Origin of the sequence: Streptosporangium sp. NPDC050855, from assembly GCF_044456585.1 — a bacterium.
In the GTDB taxonomy this organism is placed as follows: domain Bacteria; phylum Actinomycetota; class Actinomycetes; order Streptosporangiales; family Streptosporangiaceae; genus Streptosporangium; species Streptosporangium longisporum.
In genome coordinates, this window is record NZ_JBITFY010000002.1 from 91,508 (window position 1) to 114,520 (window position 23,013).

The window sequence follows — 23,013 nt, forward strand, 5'->3', positions numbered from 1 at the left end:
GGGCATCGGGTGAGCAGGGAGCTACGTCCGTTCACGGTGGATGAGGAGGCGGTGTCCCTCCTGGATGCCTTCCGGCAGGTCGTCCGGTGCGAACCATCCTGCCTCCAGGATCTCGAAGTCGTCGATCTCGATCGTGCCACCGGCGAACTCGGCCTCGTAGGCCACCTCCGCACGCAGCCTGTAGCCGCTCTTCAGATGGGCGATCCCGCCGACGCGCACCGTCAGCCCGGTCTCCTCCAGCACTTCGCGACGGACCGTGTCCTCGAAGGTCTCCGACGCCTTGGCGTATCCGGTCGGAAGCCCCCACTGCCCGCCTTCGGGCCAGAAACGATGCCTCAGAAGAAGAACTCTGCCGTCCCTGTCGCGCACTATCCCGGTCACTCCGACCATGAACTTGGCGTTGCGGAACCAGAGGACGCGCCACTGGAGCGAGCCGTTGGTGAGTCTCCAGAGCCGGGCGATCATGTTCTTCACGATGAGTCCCATCCCACGAGCCGAGGCGGAGGCCGGAGGCATCTTCGATCAGCGACGAGTCGCGGCCCAGTCGTAGACGACCTGGGCGGTCTCGCCGGTAAGGCCGGAGCCGGGCAACTCGTCGGGCGTGATCCACCGGTACGACTCGTGTTCGCCGACCACGAGTTTCTGGATTCCGTCGCGGCCGGCGTCATCGACGAGGTGCTGGAGGTCGGTCACCTGCCGAGGTTAGCGCTCCCGTCGCTTCACGCATCACCTTCAGCGTGCTCGCTCCATTGAGGATGGTCAGGCCAGATCGTCGAAACGGCCCACCTTGACTTCACCGATGAAAGCTCGCCCCTGGGCGAGGAGAAAGAGCAGGTTGGGACCTTCACGGTCCTTACCATCACGAACGACCACCAGATCGGGCACATTGGTGGCAACTTCGACGCACTGTCCTCCGTTGCCGGAGGAGCGCCGCAGGCCGACACGCGGCCGACGTCGTCATGTCGGCGGTGGCCGCGTGAGGGCGGAGGAGGAGCCGCCTCGGGAAAGGCCCGGATGTCAGGACGGGAACGCCCTGCCGGGGACGTGCCGCGCGGACGGGGCGTACAAAACGGACGGGCCGTACCGTGCGAACGGGTCGTGCAACGCGTGGCGGGGGTCTTCCCAGGCAGGGTGGCGGCCGTGCCGGAGGTGCGGGCCTGGGCGCGCGGCCTGCTGGCCGGGCGGCTCACGGCCCCGGTGCTCGACGACGAGCTGCTCCTGCTCAGCGAGCCGGCCACGAACGCGGTGACCCACTCCGACTCCGGGCGCGGGGCGGACGGGAGGGTGACGGTGTACGTGGCCCGCCTTCCCGGGACGGTCCACGTGGAGGTCACCGACGAGGGATCGGACACGAGCGCGCCCGCCGTGCGCGTCCCGGGGACGGACGACGACGGCGGGCGGGGGCTGTGGCTGGTGGAGGCGGTCGCGGCCGGGTGGGGGTCGTACCGTGACGAGAGGGGCGGGTCGGTCTGGTTCCGGGTGACGGGGTGGCGCGCCGCAGGTCAGCGAGTCTGGGCGGCGTTCTCCAAGATACGCGGGTCGGCGGCCCCGGGCTGTGTTCTCCGAGACGCGCGGGTCGCGGTGCTCTCCAGAACACGCGGGTCCCGGTGTTCTCCGAAACGCGCGGTCAGCGGGCCCAGACGGCGTTCTTCAGGATCCTGTCCAGCCCGGGGGTGGACCACTTGTCGACGACGAGGATCTTCGACGTCGGCAGGTACCACTCGCGCTGTGCGAAGGTCGACTTCTGCACGGCGCCGTTGTACGTGATGCACCGGCCCGGCCACACCCGGTAGTGCGCCCTGTGCCCGGCGCCGACGCTTCGATAGCCGACCGTGGTCGCCTTGCCGATGACATGACCGTACCTGGGGTCGGCCGGGCAGGGCGGTACGTCGCCCGCCGGGAAGAACGGTCCCTGGGTGGGGTCGTAGCGCCGCAGTCCCTCTCCCCCGTTCTTCAGCGCCTTGGGTCCCATGACCCAGAAGCTGTCGCATCGGGGCTGGAAGAAGTCGCCGCCGGGACGCGCGCAGGCTCCGGTCACCACCCGGACCCGGTCGGCTGTCCCGTACACCCGCCATGAGGCCGGGATCTCCAGGGTCAGCCCGCCGCGCAGGCGCAGCAGCGCGGTGGCCGAGGTCGCGGACGGGAACGCGGTGATCGCGGACGCGGAGGTCACGGTCGCGATGGACCCGGACGTGGTGGATCCGGACGTGGTGGACCCGGACGTGGTGGACCCGGACGCGGAGGTCGCGGACGCGGTGGATCCGGTCGTGGTGGTCGCGGACGCGGTCGCGGGGAGCTGGGTCGTCATCGTGAGCGCACCGGCGGCGACGGCCGCGGCAAGTGTGATCGTTCTTCTCGTCATGACGGCGATGCTAGGGACCGTGACTTGCGATCCGTTTGCGTTCCTCTTGCCGTCGCGCTGGACGCCGACGGACGGCCGGACGCCGCCGGTCCCGCTCGGCCGGCTCGTACCGGGATCCGGCGTCGGTGGGCGGAGGAGCACGAAGTACCCTCGCTGACGTGAGCGGCGGGCGTGCGCCGAGGCTGCCGCCGACCGTGAGCGGCGGGCACACCCGAGGCGGTCGTCGCCCGTGACATCGGCAGGACCAGCGAGAGGAGCCGGGCGTGTACACCGCTCCGGGCAATCCCGAGTCCGTCTTCACCTACGGCGCCCCCGCCCTGAAGTTCGGGCCGGGCGCCTCGGCCGAGATCGGCTTCGATCTCGGGCAGTACGGCGTCCGCCGCGTCCTCGTCGTCACCGACCCCGGGGTGGCGGAGACCGGGGCACCGGCGCGGATCGCCGAACAGATCGAGGGCTTCGGCATGGAGGCGTCGGTGTACGACGGCGTACGCGTCGAGCCGACGGACGAGAGCCTGCTCGCGGCCGTCGAGCACGCCCGCGCCTCCGGTCCCTGGGACGCCTTCGTCGCCGTCGGGGGCGGGTCGAGCATCGACACGGCCAAGGCGGTCAACCTGCTCGTCACCAATCCCGGTGAGCTGATGGACTACGTCAACGCCCCGGTGGGCGGCGGGCTGGCACCCTCCCGGCCGCTCAAGCCGCTGGTGGCGGTGCCCACGACCACCGGCACCGGCGCGGAGAGCACCACGATCTGCGTGCTCGACGTGCTCGACCTGAAGGTCAAGACCGGTATCAGCCACGCCCGGCTCCGCCCGGTCCTGGCGGTCGTCGATCCCGACCTGACGATGTCCCAGCCCCCCGAGGTCACCGCGGCCTCCGGGATGGACATCCTCTGCCACGCCCTGGAGAGCTACACGGCCCGGCCCTACACCTCCTACGAGCGCAAACGTCCCGAGGAGCGGGTGCCGTACTGCGGTTCGAACCCGGTGGCCGACATGTGGTCCGAACGCGCCCTGCAGTTGCTCGCGCACTCCTTCAGAGCGGCCGTACGCGACGGGGATGACGTGGACGCGAGGGCACGGATGGCGCTGGCGGCGACCTTCGCAGGGCTGGGGTTCGGCAACGCGGGGGTGCACATCCCGCACGCCAACGCCTACCCGATCGCCGGGCGCGTCAGGGACTTCCACCCCTCGGGATACCCGGCCGGTGAGCCGATGGTGCCGCACGGCATGGCCGTGGCGCTGACCGCCCCGGAGGCGTTCAGGTTCACCTTCGAGGCGCGGCCGGAACGGCACCTGCGCGCGGCCGAGCTGCTCGACCCGTCGGCCGTCAGGCCGGACGACCCGGCGGAGTTCCTGCCGGCCGTGCTGACGAGACTGATGCGGGACGTCGGCCTGCCCAACGGCGTGGGCGGTGTCGGCTACACCGAGGCGGACGTCCCGGCACTGGCGGAGGGGGCGATGAGGCAGCAGCGGTTGCTTACCACCGCGCCCCGGCCGGTCACCGAGGAGGACGTCACCGGCATCCTGCGGCGTTCCCTCACGCTCTGGTGAGGGAACGGCGGGTCAGGCTCCGGAGGCGGGCAGGGCCGGAGGCGCGGGCCGGACGGAGACCGGGCCGGACCGGGGAACGCGTGGGACCGGTCGGGGTCAGGATCCGGCGGCGGCCGCGGTCAGCGCCTCGCCGGCCGCGCCCTCCTCGGTGTCCGGCGGGATCACCCGCAGGTTGACGGGTTCCATGTTCGCGCCGATCAGGGTGACCACGTGGGCGTCCATGTGGCGGAACCAGCCGATCTTGACCTGACGGCCGGGGGCGGCGATGCGGTGCGGGATGTCGTCCCAGGAGTCCAGCGGAAGGCCCACCCGCAGGACGGGCCGGTCCAGCCTGCGGTCGATGTCCGCGATGAGACCGGGCAGTTCCGCGGCGGCGTCCCTGGAGCGCGGCCACCAGGCCCCGTCCACGGCACCCTCGCGGCCGAGGGCGGGGGCCAGGCTGACGCGGGCCGGTGAGGCGGCGTCGGGCGTGGCGCTCGTGGTGGTCGCGGGGGCGGTCTCCGGGGCGGTCCCGTGGTCGATGCCCGCGACGGCGTTGAGGAGCGTGTGGAGAGGAGAGCGCTTCGGCGCCATGATCGGCCGGCCCGTCTCGGTCCCGTGGGAACCGGGGTTGCCTATCGCCTTGGGCGACGCCGGCCTGAATGCCGGCGCGCGAGATGTCCTTGGTCTCTCCACCCTACCCCGCCGTGTCCCGGTTCCGAGGTGATGGCGCCCCTACGACGACCGATATACGACAGATGCCGAAAAGCTGGGAATGCACCAAGACATATCTAGAAAAACAGGAAAAATCATTAGAAGGTGAGCAAAGGGCGGTCTCTAGGGATTCCGCCGGGTTCAACAGGTTCCATGCCGACGTACGACCTCCGCGGAGTCCGGGCGGCGACACGGTCGCCGGGCCGTGACGCGCGGAGAACGACGAGAGGAAGATCATGGCCCAGACCACCGCCGCCCTCCTGGTGCTCGCCTCCCTCCTGTCCGGTGGGACGGCGGCCGGCGGCACGCCGCAGGCGTCCCCGGAGCGGGTACGGGTGAGCGCGCAGGCGGCCGCTCCGAACCTGCGCGCCTGCTACGACGGGAGGTGCAGGCTCACCCTGTCGAAGACCGCGAGGTTCCGGGTCAGCCCGCGGTTCGGCGTGACCCGGCTGTCCATCTCCTTCACCTCGCGTCTCGTACGGGTGAAGGCCACCGGCCCTGGCGTGACCTCGCAGGCGGTGTTCGGTACCGGGGGCTCGGGCACGGTCAACGGCATCAGCGTGCGGGTGGTGTCGCTCTCCAAGGGCAAGGCGGTGCTGAGGCTCACCCCGGTGCGCTGACCGCGTCGGCGTGGCGAGCGGCTTTCCTCCCCTGGCCGGTGTCAGCTGATTTAGGGTGGTGGCGCCCGCATCGCACATCCGCCGGCGACACAAGGCGATCTCCCCTCGAACGCTCCGGAAGCCGAGATCGAGGAGAGACCACATGTCCCGCAAGCACGTCGTCGCCACGGGATGCGTCCTGACGATCACCGCTCTCGCCCTGGCCGCCGTCCCGGCGGGCGCCGACCACCGGCCGGACGCCCCCGCCGATTCCGCATCACCCCTGTCGCGAGCACCGGGCGCGACGGGGACGGAGAGGGTGACGGGTACGGAGGGGGTGCGAGCGGCGGTCGTGGCACCACCGGGCATGCTGGAGGCCCTTCAGCGTGACCTGGGACTGACCGCGGAACAGGCCGAGGAGCGGTTGCTCAACGAGACGCGCCTCGCGCCGATCGTGGAGAAGATGACGAGGATGCTCGGTACCCGCTTCGGCGGCGCCTGGCTTCGGGCCAAGACCGCGAACACGCTGGTGGTGTCGTCCACCAGCGCGGCCGACATTCCGGCCATCGTCGCCGCGGGCGCGCAGGCCGAGATCGTCCCCCGGTCGCTGACGCAACTCTCCGCGATCAAGGCGAAGCTCGACGTCACGCTGCCGCCGAGACCGCTGGTCTCCAGCGTGCGCTACATCGACGTCAAGCGGAACAAGGTGGTCGTGCTGACCACCGAACCCCAGGTCGCCCAGAACTTCGTGCAGGCCTCCGACGTGGAGCAGAACGCGGTGGTCGTGCTGCCCTCCAACGAGGCGCCGCAACCGCTGTACGAGCTGGTCGGCGGCGCCGCCTACTACGTCGGCGTCGCCAGCCGCTGCTCGATCGGTTTCTCGGTCACCAAGGGGGTCCAGACCGGCTTCGTCACCGCAGGCCACTGCGGCAAGAAGGGCGCGGCCACCAGCGGCTTCAACCGTGTCGCCCAGGGAGTCTTCCAGGCGTCCAGCTTTCCCCTCGACGACCACGCCTGGGTCGCGGCCAATCCGGGCTGGACGGCCATCGCGGCCGTCGACAACGGGGCGGGCGCCACCCTGCCCGTCACCGGGGCCAGGGCCGCCATCGAGGGAGCCTCGGTCTGCCGGTCCGGTTCCACCAGCGACTTCCACTGCGGCCTCATCCAGCAGCGCGACGCCAGCGTCACCTACCCCCAGGGCACCGTCTTCGGGCTGACCCGCACCAGCGTCTGCGCCGAGCCCGGCGACTCGGGCGGCTCGTTCATCGCCATCGACCAGGCCCAGGGCGTCACCTCCGGGGGCTCGGGCGACTGCGGCGCCGGCGGCGTCACCTACTTCCAGCCGATCACCGAGATCCTCACCACCTACGGCCTGACCCTGAAGACCACCACCGCCCCCACCCGGGCCCCCGTGAATCCGGACGCCTGCGTCGGGTATCTCACGACCTACCAGGACACCCTGGCCGTCGGCCAGTCCGCCCTCCAGCCGAGGGGCGTCTACTACCGGGCCAGGAAGGGCGGGCTCCACTCCGGCTGCCTGAACGGTCCCACCGGCGCGGACTTCGATCTGGAGCTGCTGCGATGGAACGGCTCCACCTGGCGGGTCGTCGCCTCCTCCGACGGTCCCGGCCCGAACAAGAAGATCGCCTACACCGGTACACCGGGCCGGTACCGCTTCCGGGTGACCGCCACGGCCGGCTCCGGCGTCTACGCCCTGGCGTTCACCGCTCCCTGAGCCGACTCTGAGCCGCCTCTGAACCGCTCCTGAGCCGACTCTGAGTTCCTAGCCTCACCGAACCCGTTCAGGTCGACACGTCATGAAATCTCCCCGCGTGGCGCGTGGCCTCTAGGGTCTTGACCGGCGACGACTGCATTAGGGTGACGTTGCCCGCATGATCCGGCCGGTCGGTGACATGCGGTGATCTCCCCCCTCAGCTCTGGAAGCCGAGGTCGAGGAGAGACCCAATGTCCCGCAGACACGCCGTCACCGCCGGGTGCGTCCTGGCGATATCCGCGCTCACCCTGGCCACCGTCCCGGCCGGCGCGAACGGCCGGACGGTGAGCCCGTCGCCTCTTCCGACGGCCGCGAAAGCGATGAAGCCGCCACCGGGCATGCTGGGGACCCTGCAGCGTGACCTGGGTCTGACCCGGGCCGAGGCCGAGGCCCGGCTGGTCAACGAGATCAGGCTGATGCCGATCGCGGAGCAGTTGAGCAGGAATCTCGGCGCCCGTTTCGGCGGTGCCTGGCTGCGGACCAAGACGGCGAGCACCCTGGTGGTGGCCAGCACCAGGGCCACCGACATCCCCCAGATCGTCGCCGCTGGCGCGCAGGCCGAGGTCGTCCCCCGGTCACTGGCGGAACTCTCCGCGATCAAGGCGAAGCTCGACGCCACCCTGCCGCCGAGACCGGCGGTCTCCAGCGTGCGTTACGTCGACGTCAAGCGGAACAAGGTGGTCGTGCTGACCACCGAACCCCAGGTCGCCGAGAACTTCGTGCAGGCCTCCGACGTGGAGCAGAACGCGGTGGTCGTGCTGGCCTCCAGCGAGGCACCGCAGCCGTTGTACGACCTGGTCGGCGGCACCGCTTACTACGTCGGCACCGCCAGCCGCTGTTCGGTCGGTTTCTCGGTCACCAAGGGGGTCCAGACCGGCTTCGTCACCGCAGGCCACTGCGGCGGACAGGGCGCGGCCACCACCGGCTTCAACCGCCTGGCCCAGGGGGTGTTCCAGGGGTCGTCCTTTCCCGGCAACGACTACGCCTGGGTCGCGGTCAACAACAACTGGGCGGCCAAACCCGCGGTGGACAACGGCCAGGGCGGTACGGTGCCCGTCGCCGGGGCCAGGATCGCCATCGAGGGAGCCTCGGTCTGCCGGTCGGGCTCCACCACCGAATGGCACTGCGGCCTCATCCAGCAGCGCGACGCCAGCGTCACCTACCCCCAGGGCGCCGTCCTGGAGCTGACCCGTACCAGCGTCTGCGCCGAGCCCGGCGACTCGGGCGGCTCGTTCATCGCCATCGACCAGGCCCAGGGCGTCACCTCCGGGGGATCGGGCGACTGCGCCTCGGGAGGCGTCACCTACTTCCAGCCGATCGCCGAGATCCTCACCACCTACGGCCTGGCCCTGACGACCACCGCTGCCGGTGGCGGTGGTGGCACCACCCCGCCCGCGCCGCCGGCCGCGGCCGGCTGCACCGGGTACGCCAGCACCCCCACCGGCACCCTGATCGTCCGCCAGTCCGCCTACCTGCCGAGGAACGCCTACTACCCGGCGAAGGTCACCGGGGTTCACTCCGGCTGCCTGGACGGTCCCACCGGTGCGGACTTCGACCTGTACCTGCAGAAGTGGACGGGCTCCGCCTGGCAGGTCGTCGCCTCTTCCGACGGTCCCGGCCCGGACGAGAGGCTCGCCTACACCGGCACCCCCGGTTTCTACCGCTACCGGGTGGTCAGCGCGACCGGTGCCGGCGCGTACACCGTGGGGTTCACGGCTCCCTGACCCGTTCCGCGAGCTCTCCACGACCGAGGGCCCCGGCTCCGCCCGCGAGGGACAGGGCCGGGGCCCTCGTCGTCACACCGCATCCCGGTCACGAGATCCGTCACACCGCGGCCCGGTCACGGGATCCGTCACACCGCGGCCTCGTCGGGCCGGGTCAGACGACACCGGCCGCGGCGGGGAAGCGGTCCCAGATCCGGTGCTCCGCGAGCAGCCGGACGACCTCCGCCAGAACGGCCTCTCCGCTGCCGCCCACGACCACGCCGGGCGCCACGGGGTCGACCCCGGCCGCGGTGAGCGCCGGTCCGGCGTCGCCCCAGCCGCCGATCGGCTTGGCGTGCCGGAACGCCTCGCCGAGCATCAGCAGCACCCGCGGATCGACGGGCGCCCCCGCCGGCGTGCCGTTCCCGGCCTTGGCGTCCCGCGCGCCGTAGGCGTCCGCGCCGGGCGCGGGCGTACCGGCGAGCAGCAGCGCGTCGAACTCGACCGACCGGGCGGTGGCGAACGTGCGCTGCACGGTGACGGGAGTGCCGCCGTCCGCGGCGAGCGTGCCGCCCACCGGGGCGATCACCAGCGGCACCATGCCACCGTCCAGGACGGCCTGCCGGACGGTGCGGACCGCGTCCAGGTCACCGTCCGGGCCGACGACGATGCCGATGATCCGTCCGGTGACCGGCCAGGCCTTCCCGAGCTGCGACAGGGCGGGGCTGGGCATGGGGGACGGCAGCGGGCCCGACGGCTCCGGGACCGGCAGGCCCAGTCCCTGCGCCACCTGCTCGCACAGGTACGGGTCGATCCGGGCGAGCACCTTCAGGGTGCGCTCCTTGATCGCCTGCTCGTAGACCTTGCCGAGCTCGAAGGTGTACGCGGCGATGACGTGCTCGCGCTCGGTCGGGGTCAGGCTCAGCCAGAACAGGCGAGGCTGGCCGAAGTGGTCGTCGAACGACGCCGGGGCCTCGCGCACCTTCCGCGCCGCGGGCACCTGGACGGGCGTCTCCGCGTACCCGCCCTCCTGGCTCCCGGCGAAGAAGGGGCAGCCGCCGTCCAGCGAGTTGGGCTTGTAGGGCGCGACCCCGGCGTGCACGGCCGTCTGGTGGAAGCCGTCGCGCAGCATGTCGTTGACCGGGGCGTGCGTCCGGTTGATCGGGATCTGCCCGAAGTTGGGGCCGCCCAGCCGGGTGAGCTGGGTGTCGAGGTAGGAGAAGAGCCGCCCGGCCAGCAGCGGGTCGTCGGTGACGTCGATGCCCGGCACCAGGTGGCCGGGGTGGAAGGCGACCTGCTCGGTCTCGGCGAAGAAGTTCGTCGGGTTGGCGTTGAGGGTGAGCAGGCCGATCGGCTGCACCGGGGCCAGCTCCTCGGGCACGATCTTCGTCGGGTCCAGCAGGTCGATGCCCTCGAAGGTCTGCTCGGGGGTGTCGGGGAAGACCTGGATGCCCAGCTCCCACTGCGGGTACGCGCCGGCCTCGATGGCGTCGGCGAGGTCGCGCCGGTGGAAGTCCGGGTCCACGCCGTTGATGATCTGCGCCTCCTCCCACACGAGCGAGTGCACCCCGGCCTTGGGCTTCCAGTGGAACTTCACCAGCGTCGTCTCCCCGGCGGCGTCGACCAGCCGGAAGGTGTGGACGCCGAAGCCCTCCATCGTCCGGTACGAGCGGGGGATGCCGCGGTCGGACATGTTCCACAGCGTGTGGTGGGTGGCCTCGGTGTGCAGGGAGACGAAGTCCCAGAACGTGTCGTGCGCGCTCTGTGCCTGGGGGATCTCACGGTCCGGGTGCGGCTTGGCCGCGTGGACGACGTCGGGGAACTTGATGGCGTCCTGGACGAAGAACACCGGGATGTTGTTGGCGACCAGGTCGAAGACGCCCTCGGAGGTGTAGAACTTCGTGGCGAACCCTCGCGTGTCGCGTACCGTGTCGGCCGACCCGCGCGAGCCCAGCACGGTGGAGAAGCGCACGAAGACCGGCGTCTCGACGCCCTCGGCGAGGAACGCCGCCCGGGTCACCGTCGAGGCGGTGCCGTACCCGCGGAAGACGCCGTGCGCGGCGGCGCCGCGGGCGTGCACGACGCGCTCGGGGATGCGCTCGTGGTCGAAATGCATGATCTTCTCGCGCAGGTGGTGGTCCTGCAGCAGCACCGGGCCCCGGGGGCCGGCCTTGAGCGAGTGGTCGCTGTCCGGCAGCCGCAGGCCCTGGGCCGTCGTCAGGTACTCCCCGCTCTGGGAGCGCGTCGTCCGCGGCTCGTCGACGGGCCGCCCCGTGGCGCTGAACACGTCCGGCGCGCTCTGGTCGGGCTTGGGCGGCAGGGGCGGGCGGGGCTCGGTCGGCTCCTGGAGCGACGGCGGCTCGCTGCCCGGCCGGCCGGGGATCTCTCCGGCGTGCTCGTCGCCGGACACGGCGCCGACCACCGTGTCGATCACCTTGTGAACCGTTTCCTTCACCGGGTGGGACTCTTCCATCGTCCATCCATCCCCTCCGGCCGCGGTGCGGGGGACCGCCACCGCGACCGAGAATCGCGTTCGGGTAGAAGCAGATCCGCGCGCCGGGACGGGAGACCCCGACCGGCGCAGCGCTACGCCATACCCTCGATCAGACCCTCGATTCCCGTGACCTGGCCGGATGCGGCGTGTCGTGCGCCGCCCTCCAGGGCCGGGCCGGACGAGGTACGGGTGGCGCGGGGTGTGCGGACCTGCGGGACATCGGCGCCCGCGTGGCGCGCCGCCTTCACCGGCCCGGTCCCCGTCCGATGATCTAGGGTGGCGGTGTCCGTGTCATGTGGTCCGCCGACGACATGGGGCGAATCCCCTCGAAGACTCCGCACGCAGAGGTCGAGGAGAAGGCCCATGTCTCGCAGCCGCACCATGGCGGGATGCGTCCTGGCGATCGTCGCGCTCGCCCTGGCCGCCGTTCCCGCGGTCGCCGACCATCGGACGACCGGCTCCGCCGGCAGGGCGGCCACCGTACCGGGGACATCGGTCTCGCCGGGGACGGAGGGCGCGACCTGGACACCGGCCGCCCGGACCGGCCGGGGCGTCGCACCACCGCCGGGCATGCTGGAGGCCCTGCAGCGCGATCTCGGCCTGAACGCCGAGCAGGCCCAGGCCCGGCTGCTGAACGAGGCCCGCCTCACCCCGGTCGCGGAACGGCTGGGCAAGGTGCTCGGTCCCCGCTTCGCCGGCGCGTGGCTGCGCGGCAACAGCGCGCACACGCTGGTGGTGGCCACCACCAGCGCCGCCGACATCCCGGTGATCCTCGCCGCGGGCGCCCAGGCCGACGTGGTCACCAGGTCGTTGACGGTCCTCAAGACCGTCAAGGAGAGAGTCGACGCCACTCTCCCACCCAAACCGCTGGTCTCCAGCGTCCGCTACGTCGACGTCCGGGGCAACAGGGTGGTCGTGCTGACCCCGCGCCCCGACGAGGCCGAGACCGTCATCGAGGGCACCGGCATCGACACCGGCGCGGTGCTGGTGCTGCCCTCCACCGAGGTTCCACTGCCGCTGTTCGACCTGGTCGGCGGCAACGCCTACTACATCGGCGTCACCCGCCGCTGCTCGATCGCCTTCTCCGTCCTGAAGGACACCCGGGCCGGGTTCGTCACCGCGGGCCATTGCGGGGTGAAGGGGGCGGTCACCACCGGCTTCAACCGCGTCGCCCAGGGCGTCTTCCAGGCGTCGGACTTCCCCGGCGACGACTACGCCTGGGTCAGCGTCAACTCCGCCTGGACGGCCACGCCCGCGGTGGACAACGGCCAGGGCGGCACGGTGCCGGTCGCCGGGGCCAAGGTCGCCATCGAGGGAGCCTCGGTCTGCCGGGCCGGCTCCACCACCGACTTCCACTGCGGTCTCATCCAGCAGCGCGACGCCAGCGTCACCTACCCCCAGGGCACCGTCTTCGGGCTGACGCGCACCACCGTCTGCGCCGAGGGCGGCGACTCGGGCGGGGCGTTCATCTCCGCCGACCAGGCCCAGGGCATCGCCTCGGGCGGCTCGGGCGACTGCAACCTGGGCGGCGTCACCTACTTCCAGCCGATCCTTGAGGTCCTGTCCGCCTACGGCCTGGAGCTGAGGACGACCGCGGGCAACCCCCCGCCGCCGACCACCGGCACCTGCACCGGCTACTCCAGCACCTACGACGGAACCGTGAAAGCCGGGGAGTCCGCCTACCAGCCGAGGAACGTCCACTACACGACGAGGGTCACCGGACCTCACGCCGGCTGCCTGGACGGTCCCCCCGGCTCCGACCTCGACCTGTACCTGCAGAAGCTGGTCGGCAGAACCTGGACGACCGTGGCCACCTCCGGCGGCGCCGGTCCCGACGAGAAGATCGGCTACACCGGCACGGCGGGCCGCTACCGCTACAAGGTGACCGCCACGGCCGGTTCGGGTGCCTACACGCTGGGGTTCAACGCCCCCTGACCCGTCTTCCGGCCCCCGCCTTCCGGCCCCCGCCTTCCGGCCCCCGTCTCTGGGGTCCGTCTCCGGGGTCCGTCTCCGGGGTCCGGGGGACGACCTGCTCGAGCGTCCCGGGCAGGTCGTCCCCCCGGGGTCCCGTCGTTCCGCGCCCGGTGCGGCGGGATACGGTGAGCGGTGCCCGCCGGGCCGGCGTCCCGCGGAACGGGAACCCGCGCGGCGGGACCCGACGGGACAGGGCCGGTCCGGGAGCACGGAGCCGGGTCGCGAGAGGCGGGATGCGATGAGACGGGTGCCGTTCCTGACGTCGGGGATGTGCAGTGTCACCTACCGGCCGCTGAGCGCGGACCGGATCGTCGAGCTGGCCGCCGGTGCCGGGCTCGACCGCGTCGAGTGGGGCCAGGACGCGCACGTCCCGCTGGGCGACGAGGCCGAGGCGCGGCGCGTGGCCGAGGCGACCAGGGCCGCGGGCCTGGAGGTGTCGGCCCTGGGCTCCTACTACCGGGCGGGCGTCGTCACCGACCCGGAGGAGGACCGGCGCGTGTGGCGGCAGGTCCTCGGCGCGGCGCGCGCGCTCGGCGCCCCGCGCATCAGGGTCTGGGCCGGGAACACAGCCTCGGCGGCCGTGGACGCGGCCGGGCGCCGCCGGATCGTGGACGGCCTGAGACGGTGCGTCGACAGCGCGGCGGAGACGACGACGGACGGCGGGACCGGCATCACCGTCGCCACCGAGTTCCACGACGGCACCCTCACCGACGAGATCGTCTCGGCCCGGTCGATGCTGGACGAGGTCCCGGGCCTGCGGACCTACTGGCAGCCGCCGAACGGGATGCCGGACGAGCAGGCCCTGGCGGGGCTGGAGGCCGTACTGGACCGGGTGGACGGGGTGCACGTGTTCAGCTGGTGGCCGACGCCGCGGGAGCGGTGGCCGCTGGAGCACCGGGAGGCGCTGTGGCGCCGCGCCCTGGCCACGGTCGCGGCGACGGGACGGCGGATCGACACGTCCCTGGAGTTCGTCCCGGGCGACGATCCCGCGGTGCTGTCGCGGGAGGCGGCGACCCTGCGGCGCTACCTGCTGGACGTCTCCGCGGGAGACGACGCGGGCCGTCCGGCCTGAGGAGACGACACGGGCACCCCGGCCTGAGGCCGGGGTGCCCGTGTCGTCGAGGTGCGCCGCCAGGGACTCGAACCCCGGACCCGCTGATTAAGAGTCAGCTGCTCTAACCAACTGAGCTAGCGGCGCGTGAAGCCCTTGAAGGATAGCGCACATCGGGCAGGGCTTCGAAATCCGGGACGATCACCCGCTAAGCTAGAACAAAATTCGGTCCTGTACTGGGAGCTCACATGTGGTTCGCCTCGCCCTCCGACGCCGGTGAGCGGCTCGGTGCCGTCGACTACCTCTCCGACGACTCCATCTCGACCTCGGTGTTCCTGGCGGGCGCGCTCGGCAAGCCACTCCTCGCCGAGGGGCCCGCGGGGGTGGGCAAGACCCAGCTCGCCAAGGCCGTGGTCGAGACCACCGGCGCGCGGCTGGTCAGGCTGCAGTGCTACGAGGGCCTGGACGAGGCCAGGGCGCTGTACGAGTGGAACTACAAGAAGCAGCTCCTGCGCATCCAGGCCGGGCAGGGCGAGGACTGGGACTCCACCCACGACGACATCTTCACCGAGGAGTTCCTGCTGGAACGGCCGCTGCTCGCCGCGATCCGGTCCGAGACGCCGGTGGTCCTGCTGATCGACGAGATCGACAAGGCCGACGTGGAGGTCGAGGGGCTGCTGCTGGAGATCCTGTCGGACTACCAGGTCACCATCCCCGAACTCGGCACGATCACCGCCGTGCGCAGGCCGTACGTGGTGCTGAGCTCCAACGCCACCCGGGAGCTGTCCGAGGCGCTCAAGCGGCGCTGCCTCTACCTGCACCTGGAGTATCCGACGCCGGAGCGCGAGCGGGACATCGTGCTGGCCCGGGTGCCCTCGATCGAGGCGAGCCTGGCCGAGCAGCTCGCCCGCACGGTCGCCACCCTGCGCACCCTGGAGCTGAAGAAGGCGCCCTCGATCGCCGAGACGATCGACTGGGCCAACACCCTGCTCGCCCTCGGCAGGACCGAGCTGGACGAGGAGGCGATCGGGGCCACCCTGGGCGTCGTGCTCAAGCACGCCTCCGACCAGACCCGGGCGCGCAAGGAACTCGCGCTGTGACCCTCGGACCGGGACCCGGACCTCGGGTGGAAGCGGGAACGGGGACGGAGCCGGGACCTCGGACGAGGCCGGGGACGGGGGCGGGAACCGGGATGAGGACGGGACCCGGGACGGGAGGGCCGCGATGAGCCTGCTCGACCGGCACGTGGGGTTCGTGCACGCGCTGCGCGAGGCCGGGCTGCCGGTCTCACCGGCCGAGGGCCTGGACGCGGCCAGGGCGCTGGAGGTGATCGACCTGGCCGAGCGGGAGTCGCTGCGCGCCGCGTACGCCGCGACGCTGGTCAAGCGGCCGTCGCACCGGCCGGGCTTCGACACGCTGTTCGACCTGTGGTTCCCCGCCTCCACGACCGGCCTGCAGGCCGCGCGCGAGGGCGGGCCGGACCTGGAGACCGCCGGGGTCCCCGAGTTGCGCGACCGGCTGGCGGAGCTGCTGCTGGAGGCCGAGGGTCAGGGCCAGGGGATGAACGCGTTCGCGCGGGCCATGGTGGGCCGCTTCGGCCGCCAGCCCGCCGGGCCCGGCAGGCAGAACTGGTTCTCCTACCCGGTGATGCGGGCCCTTTCCCCCGAGACGCTCATGGCGCGGCTGCTGGCCGAGGTCCTGGCGGGCCGGGAGCGCGGCGGGCTGGCCGAGAAGGTCGCCCGGCAGCGCATCGGCGAGAACATCGAGCGCTTCACGGAGGCGGTCTCCACCGACGTGCGCCGCCGGATCGCCGAGGACTCCGGGATCGAGCGGATCGCCCGCTCCTCCGTACGCCCGCCGCTGGAGCAGCTCGACTTCCTGCGCGTCACCAAGGCCGACCTGGCCAGGCTCCGCCGGGAGGTGCACCCGCTGGCGCGCCGCCTGGCCGCCCGGCTGACCGTCAAGCACCGGCTCGGTCACCGGGGCCGGCTGGACTTCCGCCGGACCGTACGGGCCTCGCTCTCCAGCGGCGGGGTGCCGCTGACCACCTTCAACAGGCCGCGACGGCCGCACAAGCCCGAGCTGGTCGTACTGTGCGACGCCAGCGACTCGGTCGCCTCCTTCGCGCACTTCACCCTGCTGCTGACGTACGCGCTGCGCGAGCAGTTCGCCAAGGTGCGGGCGTTCGGGTTCGTGGACACCGTCGACGAGATCACCCGGTTCTTCGTGCCGGGCGCCGACGTGGTGGAGGCGATGACCCGGCTGACGAAGGAGGCCGACATGGTGCGGTTCGGCCGGACCGACTACGGCCACGCGCTGGAGGCGTTCGCCGAACGCTACGGCGACAGCGTCGGGCCCAAGACGTCCCTGCTGATCCTGGGCGACGCCCGGTCCAACTACCAGCCTCCCGCCCTGGACACGCTGAAGCGCCTGGCCCGGGACGCCCGGCACGCCTACTGGCTCAACCCGGAACCGACCGCCCAGTGGGACACCGGCGACTCGCTGGCCACGGCGTACGGCGGGGTCGTGCCGATGTACGAGTGCCGCAACGTCGCGCAGCTCGCGGCCTTCATCGAGGAGCTCGCCTGAGCGGGTCCGCGCGGGACGCCGTCCTCCCGAAAGGACGCATCGGCTGACGCGAACGGCACCGGCCGGTCCGGGGCGCCCTCGCGGGCGGGCGGTGTCAGCTCATCCGGCGCAGCACCCGGGCGGCGGTCCTGGCCAGCAGCTCCACCTGGGTCTCGTCGAACTCGGCCCGCGGGCCGTTGCGGATCCAGCGCGCGACCAGGCGGGGCTTGAGCAGGGTGATCCCCTCCGCGGTGACCGACCGCCGAAGCCGGCCGCCGTGCACGGCGATCAGCGGCTCGATGGTCACCGGGACGCCCGACTCGCGGGAGAGCACCTCGGCCAGCGCCTCGGACACCTCGACGAGCGCCTTGGCCGTCTTCGTGCCGTACCTCTCGCCCAGGAACAGCCGGTCGCCGTACCGGGCGATCTCGGTGTCGGGGTCCCACGCCTCGTTGTCGACCACCCAGACGCCGCCGGGGCCGATGACGAGGTGGTCGATCGAGGCCTTGCCCGGGACGGAGCGGCCGTCCAGGATCCGGTACCCGGCCCTGCGCAGCCTGCGGCGGAGCAGCTTGCCGGTGATCGTCGCCCCCCTGCGCCTGCCGCGCCAGACCGCGGTGGCGTCGTACTGCCTCCAGGCCCACAGCGCGTCCCCCGCGGCGACGAGCAGGCCGCAGAGCAGGCCGACGACCGGCATGGACAGGTCGAACCGGTAGGCCAGCGCGACGCCTGCGACCAGTCCGGCCACGGCCTTGACCGCGCGCATCTTCCTGCGCTCGCCGGCCTCTTTGATCCAGAACTGTTCGTACATGACCTGGGGCGACAGGCCGTGGACCTGGTCGACCGGGGTGACGTAGATAGATCCGCCGGGCATAGCGAACCCCCATGATTGAACGGTCAAGGAAGAAAGAAGGCGGATCTGCCACGCTGAAGATCCCTGCGCTATGAAATACCCAAATTGGAGCTCCAGCTATCCCCGGCCCGCGAAGGTGACGCAACTAACACGCATTCGCCAGAGACCCACGGTGGAACCGACCAGTCGGTATGCTTTCCCTCACCACATCATGGGGGACGTATGACTCAGGACCAGGAGCCGGTACGGCAGCGACTGCTCGGCGAGGCCACCCGCCTGTTCGCCGAGCAGGGCTTCGAGAGCACCTCCGTGCAGGAGGTCGTCTCGGCGGCCGGCGTCACCAAGGGCGCGATGTACCACTACTTCGACTCCAAGGACGACCTGCTCCACGAGATCTACGGGCGCGTGCTCCGCATGCAGATGGAGCGGCTGACCCACATCGCCGACGGCCCCGGGTCGGTGTCCGAGCGCCTGCACGCCGCCGCCGCGGACGTCGTGACGACCACCGTGGACAACCTGGACGACTCCAAGATCTTCTTCCGCTCGATGCACCTGCTCGCCCCGGACACGCGCAAGGTCGTCCGGGCCGAGCGGCGCAACTACCACGAGCGTTTCCGCGACCTGGTCACCGAGGGGCAGCGCGAGGGCACCTTCAGGAACGACGTGCCCGCCGACATCGTCGTGGACTTCTTCTTCGGGTCCGTGCACCACCTGGGCACCTGGTACAGCCCCGACGGCCCCCTCTCGGGCGCCGAGCTGGGAGCCCACTTCGCCGACCTGCTCCTCACCTCGCTCCGGCCGCAGTAGCCGGGCGCGGTGACCGGCCGCGATGACCGGCCGCGCTGGTCGCGGTGACCGGCCACGCCGGCCGTTCACGCCGGCCACCCGTGCCGAACCGGTCGCGGTGACCGCCCGGGGCCGCCCCGGGCGGGACGGCCCCGGAACGAACCGGTCAGGCCGGCGCGGGCAGGTCCGCCAGGGTCGCCAGCGCCTCCCGGTGGGCCCCGGGGGTGCCGAGCGCGATCTCGGTGGCCTTGGCACGCTTGAGGTAGAGGTGCACCGGGTGCTCCCAGGTCATCCCGATCCCGCCGTGCAGCTGGACGCTCTCCTCGGCGACGTGCACCGCCACCTCCGAGCACCACGACGCGGCCACCGCGGCCGCCAGCTCGCGGTCCTCGGGCGTGTGGGCCACGTCCGCGTCCTCGGCCAGCAGGTCGGCGGCGTTCCTCGCGGCGGCGCGGGCGCGCACCACGTCCAGCCAGAGGTCGGCCATGCGGTGCTTGATCGCCTGGAAGGACCCCACCGGCCGGGCGAACTGGTGGCGCTCCTTGATGTAGGAGAGCGTGGTGTTCAGGCACCACTCGGCGACGCCGAGCTGCTCCGAGGCGAGCAGGCCCGCGCCGAAGCTCAGCAGCCGGCGCGTGTCGAGCGCGCCGACCTCCTCCCCGGCCACGCCGGAGAACGTGAGGGTGGAGACCGGCCTCGTCAGGTCGAGCGACGGCACCGTCTCGATCCGGACGTCCGCGGCCCTGACCCGGTAGAGCGCCGTCCCGACGGGCACGAGCAGCACGTCCGCCACCTCCGCGCCCGCCACCGCCCCGACCTCCCCGTTCAGGGCGCCGTCCGTGACGGTGACGGTCCCGGGCAGCGGCCGGTACGGCGAGGCCGCCAGCGACACCGCGAGCGCCGCCGTCGTCTCCCCCGAGGCGAGCTCCTGGATCAGCTCCCCCTCGCCCGCCAGCAGCAGGGCCTTGGTGGCGAGCACGGAGCTGGTGAGGAACGGCAGCGGCGCCACGGCCCGTCCCAGCTCCTCCAGCACCACCGCGACCTCCCGGGCCGACGCCCCGGCGCCGCCGTGCTCCTCCGGCACGAGCAGGCCCGCCACCCCGATCTCCCGGGACAGCGTCTTCCACAGGTCCATGTCGTACGGCGTCCCGGACTCGACGCGCCTCAGCACCGCGTCGGGCCCGCAGCGGTCCGCGAGGAGGTCGCGCACGGAGGCCCGGAGCTCCTCCTCGACCTCGGTGTACAACAGCGTCATAGGTCGCTCCCCGCTCCTCGTCCATCACGCCGGCCGTTTCCACCGGTCGCACCCGATCCGCTCGTCACCGAACCCCGCGCGCCCCGCGCGCCCGTTCCGCCCGCCGTCACCGCGGCAGGTCCTTCCAGGGCACGTCCTTGTCGACGCGGGGTTCCGAGGGCAGCCCGAGCACGCGCTCGGCCACGATGTTGCGCAGGATCTCCGAGGTGCCGCCCTCGATGGAGTTGCCCTTGGCGCGCAGGTAGCGGTACCCCGCGCCCCGGCCGAAGAAGTCGACGGTGTCGGAGCGGCGGAAGGTCCAGTCGTCGTAGGTCAGCCCCTCCTCGCCGCGCAGCTCCACGTCCAGCCCGGACAGGGCCTGGTTGAGGGAGGCGAAGGCGAGCTTCATCCCCGAGCCCTCGGGGCCCGGCTGCCCGGCGGAGAGCTGCTCGCGCAGGCGCGTCCCGGCCAAGCGGGTCACCTCGGCCTCCACCCAGAGGCGGAGCAGCCGCTGGTGCAGGTCGTGGGTACGCAGCTCGGGCCGGGAACGCCAGGTCTCCGACACCAGGCCGACCACACCGCCGCCCCGCTTGACCGGCGCGCCGCCGATCGCGACCCGCTCGTTCATCAGCGTGGTCTGCGCGACCCGCCAGCCGTCGCCGACCTCACCCAGCCGCAGGTCGTCACCGAGCCGTACGCCGGTGAGGAAGACCTCGTTGAACTCGGCCTCGCCGGTGATCTGCCGAAGCGGCCTGACCTCGACCCCCGGGGCCTGCATGTCGCACACGAAGTAGGTCATGCCGCGGTGCTTGGGCACGTCCACGTCGGTCCTGGCGACCAGGATCGCCCACCGGGAGTGGTGCGCGCCCGAGGTCCACACCTTCTGCCCGTCCACCACCCACTCGTCGCCGTCCCTGACCGCGCGGGTGCCGAGCGTGGCCAGGTCCGACCCGGCGCCGGGCTCGCTGAAGAGCTGGCACCAGATCTCCTCGCCGGTCCACAGCGGGCGCAGGAACCGCCTGCGCTGCTCCTCGGTGCCGAACGCCAGGATCGTCGGCGCCGCCATGCCCAGCCCGATCGTCTGCAGTCCCGGGTTGATCTGCGGCGTCCCGGCGAGCTCCTGCTCGACGACGTTCTGCAGCTCGCGGGCGGCCCCGAGCCCGCCCAGGCCCTCGGGGAAGTGCACCCAGGCGAGCCCGGCGTCGAACCGGGCCCGCAGGAACTCCAGCCGGTCCCCGGCCGGGTCGTGCTCGGCCAGGAACGCGGCGACGCGCTCCCTGACCGCCTTCTCGTCCAGCGCCACGGGCGCTCCCTTCGTCGATCTCCGTCGATTCGCGCGCCCCGCGGCCCCGGGACGCCCCGCCGTCACCGCCCCCGCCTCACCGCCCCGGTTCCCGTACGGCCGGGGGAGGCGAGGCGGTCAGGGCATGTACTTCTTGAGCTCCCGGTAGGCCAGGGAGCGCTTGTGGACCTCGTCGGGCCCGTCCGCGAGCCGCAGCGAGCGCGCGCCCGCCCACAGGCCGGCCAGCGGGAAGTCCTGGCTGACCCCTCCTGCGCCGTGCGCCTGGATGGCCTTGTCCAGGATCCACTCCACGTCGCGCGGGGTGGCGATCTTGATGGCCTGGATCTCGGTGTGGGCCCCCCGGTTGCCGACGGTGTCCATCAGCCAGGCGGTCTTCAGCACGAGCAGCCGCAGCTGCTCGATCCTCACCCTCGACTCGGCGATCCAGTCCTGGACGACGCCCTGCTGGGCGATCGGCCTGCCGAACGCGGTCCGCTCCAGGGTGCGGGTGCACATCAGCTCGACCGCCCGCTCGGCCATCCCGATCAGCCGCATGCAGTGGTGGATGCGTCCCGGGCCGAGGCGGGCCTGGGCGATCGCGAAGCCGCCGCCCTCCTCGCCGATCAGGTTGTCGACCGGCACCCGGGCGTCCTCGAAGACGATCTCGGCGTGCCCGCCGTGGTCGGAGTCGGAGTAGCCGAAGACGTGCATGCCCCGCCTGACGTGCATCCCTGGCGTGTCACGCGGGACGAGGATCATCGACTGCTGCCGGTGCGAGGACGCCTCGGGGTCGGTCTTGCCCATCACGATGAAGATCCTGCAGTTGGGGTTCATCGCGCCGGAGGCGAACCACTTGCGGCCGTTGACGACGTACTCGGAGCCGTCCCTGACGATCGACAGGGCGATGTTCGTGGCGTCGGAGGAGGCGGTGTCCGGCTCGGTCATGGCGAACGCCGAGCGGATCTCACCGCGCAGCAGCGGCTCCAGCCACTGCTCGCGCTGCCACCGGTTGCCGAACATGGAGAGGACCTCCATGTTGCCGGTGTCGGGGGCGGCGCAGTTGGTCGCGGCCGGGGCGATCCTGGGCGAGCGGCCCATGATCTCGGCCAGCGGCGCGTACTGGAGGTTCGTCAGACCCGCGCCGTGCTCGCCGGGCAGGAACAGGTTCCACAGGTCCCGTTTGCGCGCCTCCTCCTTGAGGTCCTCCAGCAGCGGCGGGGCGGCCCACCCGCTCTCGGCGGCCTGGGCCTCGAACGCCTCCTCCGCCGGGTAGACGCACTCGTCCATAAAGGCGAGCAGCCGTTCCCTCAGCTTCTCGGTCTGGGCGTCGAACGCGAAATCCATGGGGTCTCCTCACGGTCTCCCGTGAGCGTACCGACCGGACGGTATGAGTGTCGACAGGTCGCGAGGCCGAACCCGGCCGGTCCGTCCGCCGAGTGGTCCTCGGGAACGTGCTGCGAGTGGACCTACGGACAGGTCCACTCGGGATCCTAGAGTCGCCCCATGACCGCGAAGATGCCCGACCCCGTCGTTCTCGAGGGCGACACCGTACGACTGGAGCCGCTGACCACCGGCCACCTTCCCGACCTGTTCCTGGCCGGGGGCGGCGACGAGGAGATCTGGCGCTGGGTGACCTACGACCCCCCTCGCACCGAGGCGGAGCTGGCCGAGATCGCGACCGGTCTGATCGAGGCGCCGGACCACGTCCCGTTCGCCGTGATCCTGCGCGGGACCGGCCGCGCGGTCGGCTGGACCACCTACATGGACACCCCCGGGTACGCCGAGAGCATCGAGATCGGCTGGACCTGGTACGCCAGGTCCGTGTGGCGCTCCGCGGTGAACACCGAGTGCAAGGTCCTGCTGATCGACCACGCCTTCGACGTGCTGGGCATGAGCCGGGTGCAGCTCAAGACCGACAACCTCAACGTCCGCTCGCAGAACGCCATCGGGCGCATCGGCGGCGTCCACGAGGGCACGTTGCGCCGCCACCGCCGCCGCGCCGACGGCACCTGGCGCGACACCGTCTACTTCGGCATCCTCGACGACGAATGGCCCGCCCACCGCGCCCGCCTCACCGGCCGCTGAGGCCG

At 72.0% G+C, this 23,013-nt stretch carries 21 protein-coding genes, 1 tRNA gene and 1 pseudogene; 12 read left to right on the plus strand and 11 right to left on the minus strand.

Annotated features, from left to right (window positions below):
* Window positions 1–21: 21 nt before the first annotated feature.
* From ACIBCT_RS05525 to ACIBCT_RS05535, 3 genes are all read right to left on the minus strand, one after another.
* Window positions 22–486 (minus strand): NUDIX domain-containing protein, encoded by a 465-nt coding sequence (locus ACIBCT_RS05525; protein WP_399186187.1) that lies wholly within the window; start codon window positions 484–486, stop codon window positions 22–24.
* 36 nt (window positions 487–522) lie between these two features.
* The gene (locus tag ACIBCT_RS05530; RefSeq protein WP_399186188.1) at window positions 523–693 is read right to left on the minus strand and encodes a hypothetical protein; all 171 of its coding nucleotides are present in this window, start codon (window positions 691–693) and stop codon (window positions 523–525) included.
* Between the two features lie 66 nt (window positions 694–759).
* A complete protein-coding gene (locus tag ACIBCT_RS05535) occupies window positions 760–936 on the minus strand; it encodes a DUF397 domain-containing protein (RefSeq protein WP_399186660.1) in 177 nt (58 codons plus the stop codon).
* 78 nt (window positions 937–1,014) lie between these two features.
* Here ACIBCT_RS05535 and ACIBCT_RS05540 point away from each other — a divergent pair.
* Window positions 1,015–1,464, plus strand: a pseudogene (locus tag ACIBCT_RS05540) (ATP-binding protein); the annotation flags it as partial.
* A gap of 163 nt (window positions 1,465–1,627) precedes the next feature.
* On the opposite strand, the gene ACIBCT_RS05545 reads toward ACIBCT_RS05540, so the two are convergent.
* Window positions 1,628–2,173, minus strand: a complete 546-nt coding sequence (locus ACIBCT_RS05545; RefSeq protein WP_399186680.1) for a hypothetical protein — start codon at window positions 2,171–2,173, stop codon at window positions 1,628–1,630.
* On the opposite strand from ACIBCT_RS05545, the gene ACIBCT_RS05550 reads away from it, so the two are divergent.
* Together ACIBCT_RS05550 and ACIBCT_RS05555 are read left to right on the plus strand one after the other, a co-directional pair.
* Window positions 2,151–2,519, plus strand: a complete 369-nt coding sequence (locus tag ACIBCT_RS05550; protein ID WP_399186681.1) for a hypothetical protein — start codon at window positions 2,151–2,153, stop codon at window positions 2,517–2,519. The genes ACIBCT_RS05545 and ACIBCT_RS05550 overlap by 23 nt on opposite strands.
* A 106-nt stretch (window positions 2,520–2,625) precedes the next feature.
* The gene (locus tag ACIBCT_RS05555) at window positions 2,626–3,912 is read left to right on the plus strand and encodes a hydroxyacid-oxoacid transhydrogenase (protein ID WP_399186189.1); all 1,287 of its coding nucleotides are present in this window, start codon (window positions 2,626–2,628) and stop codon (window positions 3,910–3,912) included.
* Between the two features lie 96 nt (window positions 3,913–4,008).
* Here ACIBCT_RS05555 and ACIBCT_RS05560 read toward each other — a convergent pair whose 3' ends face one another.
* Complete coding sequence (locus tag ACIBCT_RS05560; RefSeq protein WP_399186190.1) at window positions 4,009–4,485, minus strand: DUF5994 family protein; 477 nt, start codon at window positions 4,483–4,485, stop codon at window positions 4,009–4,011.
* A 356-nt stretch (window positions 4,486–4,841) separates the two neighbouring features.
* Here ACIBCT_RS05560 and ACIBCT_RS05565 point away from each other — a divergent pair, with 356 nt between their 5' ends.
* The 3 genes from ACIBCT_RS05565 (at window position 4,842) to ACIBCT_RS05575 (ending at window position 8,702) form a co-directional block, all read left to right on the plus strand.
* Window positions 4,842–5,225, plus strand: a complete 384-nt coding sequence (locus tag ACIBCT_RS05565; protein WP_399186191.1) for a hypothetical protein — start codon at window positions 4,842–4,844, stop codon at window positions 5,223–5,225.
* Between the two features lie 142 nt (window positions 5,226–5,367).
* On the plus strand, window positions 5,368–6,939 hold the full coding sequence (locus tag ACIBCT_RS05570) for a S1 family peptidase (protein WP_399186192.1): 1,572 nt from the start codon (window positions 5,368–5,370) through the stop codon (window positions 6,937–6,939).
* 230 nt (window positions 6,940–7,169) lie between these two features.
* Window positions 7,170–8,702: a S1 family peptidase gene (locus ACIBCT_RS05575; protein WP_399186193.1), complete on the plus strand. Its 1,533-nt coding sequence runs from the start codon at window positions 7,170–7,172 to the stop codon at window positions 8,700–8,702.
* Between the two features lie 154 nt (window positions 8,703–8,856).
* Here ACIBCT_RS05575 and ACIBCT_RS05580 read toward each other — a convergent pair whose 3' ends face one another.
* Complete coding sequence (locus ACIBCT_RS05580) at window positions 8,857–11,154, minus strand: catalase (protein ID WP_399186194.1); 2,298 nt, start codon at window positions 11,152–11,154, stop codon at window positions 8,857–8,859.
* 384 nt (window positions 11,155–11,538) lie between these two features.
* Here ACIBCT_RS05580 and ACIBCT_RS05585 point away from each other — a divergent pair, with 384 nt between their 5' ends.
* Together ACIBCT_RS05585 and ACIBCT_RS05590 are read left to right on the plus strand one after the other, a co-directional pair.
* Window positions 11,539–13,110, plus strand: coding sequence for a S1 family peptidase (locus tag ACIBCT_RS05585; RefSeq protein WP_399186195.1), 1,572 nt, complete (start codon window positions 11,539–11,541; stop codon window positions 13,108–13,110).
* A 277-nt stretch (window positions 13,111–13,387) separates the two neighbouring features.
* Window positions 13,388–14,221 (plus strand): sugar phosphate isomerase/epimerase family protein, encoded by an 834-nt coding sequence (locus ACIBCT_RS05590; protein WP_399186196.1) that lies wholly within the window; start codon window positions 13,388–13,390, stop codon window positions 14,219–14,221.
* Between the two features lie 52 nt (window positions 14,222–14,273).
* Here ACIBCT_RS05590 and ACIBCT_RS05595 read toward each other — a convergent pair.
* Window positions 14,274–14,347 (minus strand) — tRNA-Lys (locus ACIBCT_RS05595).
* A gap of 101 nt (window positions 14,348–14,448) precedes the next feature.
* Between ACIBCT_RS05595 and ACIBCT_RS05600 the strand changes: the two genes are divergently transcribed.
* Window positions 14,449–15,300, plus strand: a complete 852-nt coding sequence (locus ACIBCT_RS05600; protein WP_399186197.1) for an AAA family ATPase — start codon at window positions 14,449–14,451, stop codon at window positions 15,298–15,300.
* A 124-nt stretch (window positions 15,301–15,424) separates the two neighbouring features.
* Entirely contained in the window at window positions 15,425–16,789 is a 1,365-nt protein-coding gene (locus tag ACIBCT_RS05605) for a VWA domain-containing protein (RefSeq protein ID WP_399186198.1), read from the plus strand.
* A 94-nt stretch (window positions 16,790–16,883) separates the two neighbouring features.
* Here the strand turns inward: ACIBCT_RS05605 and ACIBCT_RS05610 are convergent, their stop codons facing one another.
* Window positions 16,884–17,642 carry a nuclease-related domain-containing protein gene (locus tag ACIBCT_RS05610; RefSeq protein WP_399186199.1) on the minus strand — a complete coding sequence of 253 codons (759 nt, stop codon included), beginning with the start codon at window positions 17,640–17,642 and terminating at the stop codon, window positions 16,884–16,886.
* A 201-nt stretch (window positions 17,643–17,843) separates the two neighbouring features.
* Between ACIBCT_RS05610 and ACIBCT_RS05615 the strand changes: the two genes are divergently transcribed.
* Entirely contained in the window at window positions 17,844–18,428 is a 585-nt protein-coding gene (locus tag ACIBCT_RS05615; RefSeq protein ID WP_399186200.1) for a TetR/AcrR family transcriptional regulator, read from the plus strand.
* Between the two features lie 145 nt (window positions 18,429–18,573).
* On the opposite strand, the gene ACIBCT_RS05620 is transcribed toward ACIBCT_RS05615, so the two are convergent.
* The 3 genes from ACIBCT_RS05620 to ACIBCT_RS05630 all read right to left on the minus strand — a co-directional run bounded on the left by ACIBCT_RS05620 (window position 18,574) and on the right by ACIBCT_RS05630 (window position 22,267).
* Window positions 18,574–19,662: an acyl-CoA dehydrogenase family protein gene (locus ACIBCT_RS05620; RefSeq protein ID WP_399186201.1), complete on the minus strand. Its 1,089-nt coding sequence runs from the start codon at window positions 19,660–19,662 to the stop codon at window positions 18,574–18,576.
* 106 nt (window positions 19,663–19,768) lie between these two features.
* Complete coding sequence (locus ACIBCT_RS05625; RefSeq protein WP_399186202.1) at window positions 19,769–20,944, minus strand: acyl-CoA dehydrogenase family protein; 1,176 nt, start codon at window positions 20,942–20,944, stop codon at window positions 19,769–19,771.
* Window positions 20,945–21,061: 117 nt separating this feature from the next.
* Window positions 21,062–22,267 (minus strand): acyl-CoA dehydrogenase family protein, encoded by a 1,206-nt coding sequence (locus ACIBCT_RS05630; RefSeq protein WP_399186203.1) that lies wholly within the window; start codon window positions 22,265–22,267, stop codon window positions 21,062–21,064.
* Window positions 22,268–22,426: 159 nt separating this feature from the next.
* Between ACIBCT_RS05630 and ACIBCT_RS05635 the strand changes: the two genes are divergently transcribed.
* The gene (locus ACIBCT_RS05635; RefSeq protein ID WP_399186204.1) at window positions 22,427–23,008 is read left to right on the plus strand and encodes a GNAT family N-acetyltransferase; all 582 of its coding nucleotides are present in this window, start codon (window positions 22,427–22,429) and stop codon (window positions 23,006–23,008) included.
* Window positions 23,009–23,013 lie beyond the last annotated feature (5 nt).

Excerpts from the sequence above, each read along its gene's own strand:
- ACIBCT_RS05525 (WP_399186187.1), bottom strand. The coding sequence starts at position 486 with ATGGGACTCATCGTGAAGAACATGATCGCCCGGCTCTGGAGACTCACC.
- ACIBCT_RS05560 (WP_399186190.1), bottom strand. The coding sequence starts at position 4,485 with ATGGCGCCGAAGCGCTCTCCTCTCCACACGCTCCTCAACGCCGTCGCG.
- ACIBCT_RS05565 (WP_399186191.1), top strand. The coding sequence starts at position 4,842 with ATGGCCCAGACCACCGCCGCCCTCCTGGTGCTCGCCTCCCTCCTGTCC.
- ACIBCT_RS05570 (WP_399186192.1), top strand. The coding sequence starts at position 5,368 with ATGTCCCGCAAGCACGTCGTCGCCACGGGATGCGTCCTGACGATCACC.
- ACIBCT_RS05575 (WP_399186193.1), top strand. The coding sequence starts at position 7,170 with ATGTCCCGCAGACACGCCGTCACCGCCGGGTGCGTCCTGGCGATATCC.
- ACIBCT_RS05580 (WP_399186194.1), bottom strand. The coding sequence starts at position 11,154 with ATGGAAGAGTCCCACCCGGTGAAGGAAACGGTTCACAAGGTGATCGAC.
- ACIBCT_RS05585 (WP_399186195.1), top strand. The coding sequence starts at position 11,539 with ATGTCTCGCAGCCGCACCATGGCGGGATGCGTCCTGGCGATCGTCGCG.
- ACIBCT_RS05590 (WP_399186196.1), top strand. The coding sequence starts at position 13,388 with ATGAGACGGGTGCCGTTCCTGACGTCGGGGATGTGCAGTGTCACCTAC.
- ACIBCT_RS05600 (WP_399186197.1), top strand. The coding sequence starts at position 14,449 with ATGTGGTTCGCCTCGCCCTCCGACGCCGGTGAGCGGCTCGGTGCCGTC.
- ACIBCT_RS05605 (WP_399186198.1), top strand. The coding sequence starts at position 15,425 with ATGAGCCTGCTCGACCGGCACGTGGGGTTCGTGCACGCGCTGCGCGAG.
- ACIBCT_RS05610 (WP_399186199.1), bottom strand. The coding sequence starts at position 17,642 with ATGCCCGGCGGATCTATCTACGTCACCCCGGTCGACCAGGTCCACGGC.
- ACIBCT_RS05615 (WP_399186200.1), top strand. The coding sequence starts at position 17,844 with ATGACTCAGGACCAGGAGCCGGTACGGCAGCGACTGCTCGGCGAGGCC.
- ACIBCT_RS05620 (WP_399186201.1), bottom strand. The coding sequence starts at position 19,662 with ATGACGCTGTTGTACACCGAGGTCGAGGAGGAGCTCCGGGCCTCCGTG.
- ACIBCT_RS05630 (WP_399186203.1), bottom strand. The coding sequence starts at position 22,267 with ATGGATTTCGCGTTCGACGCCCAGACCGAGAAGCTGAGGGAACGGCTG.
- ACIBCT_RS05635 (WP_399186204.1), top strand. The coding sequence starts at position 22,427 with ATGACCGCGAAGATGCCCGACCCCGTCGTTCTCGAGGGCGACACCGTA.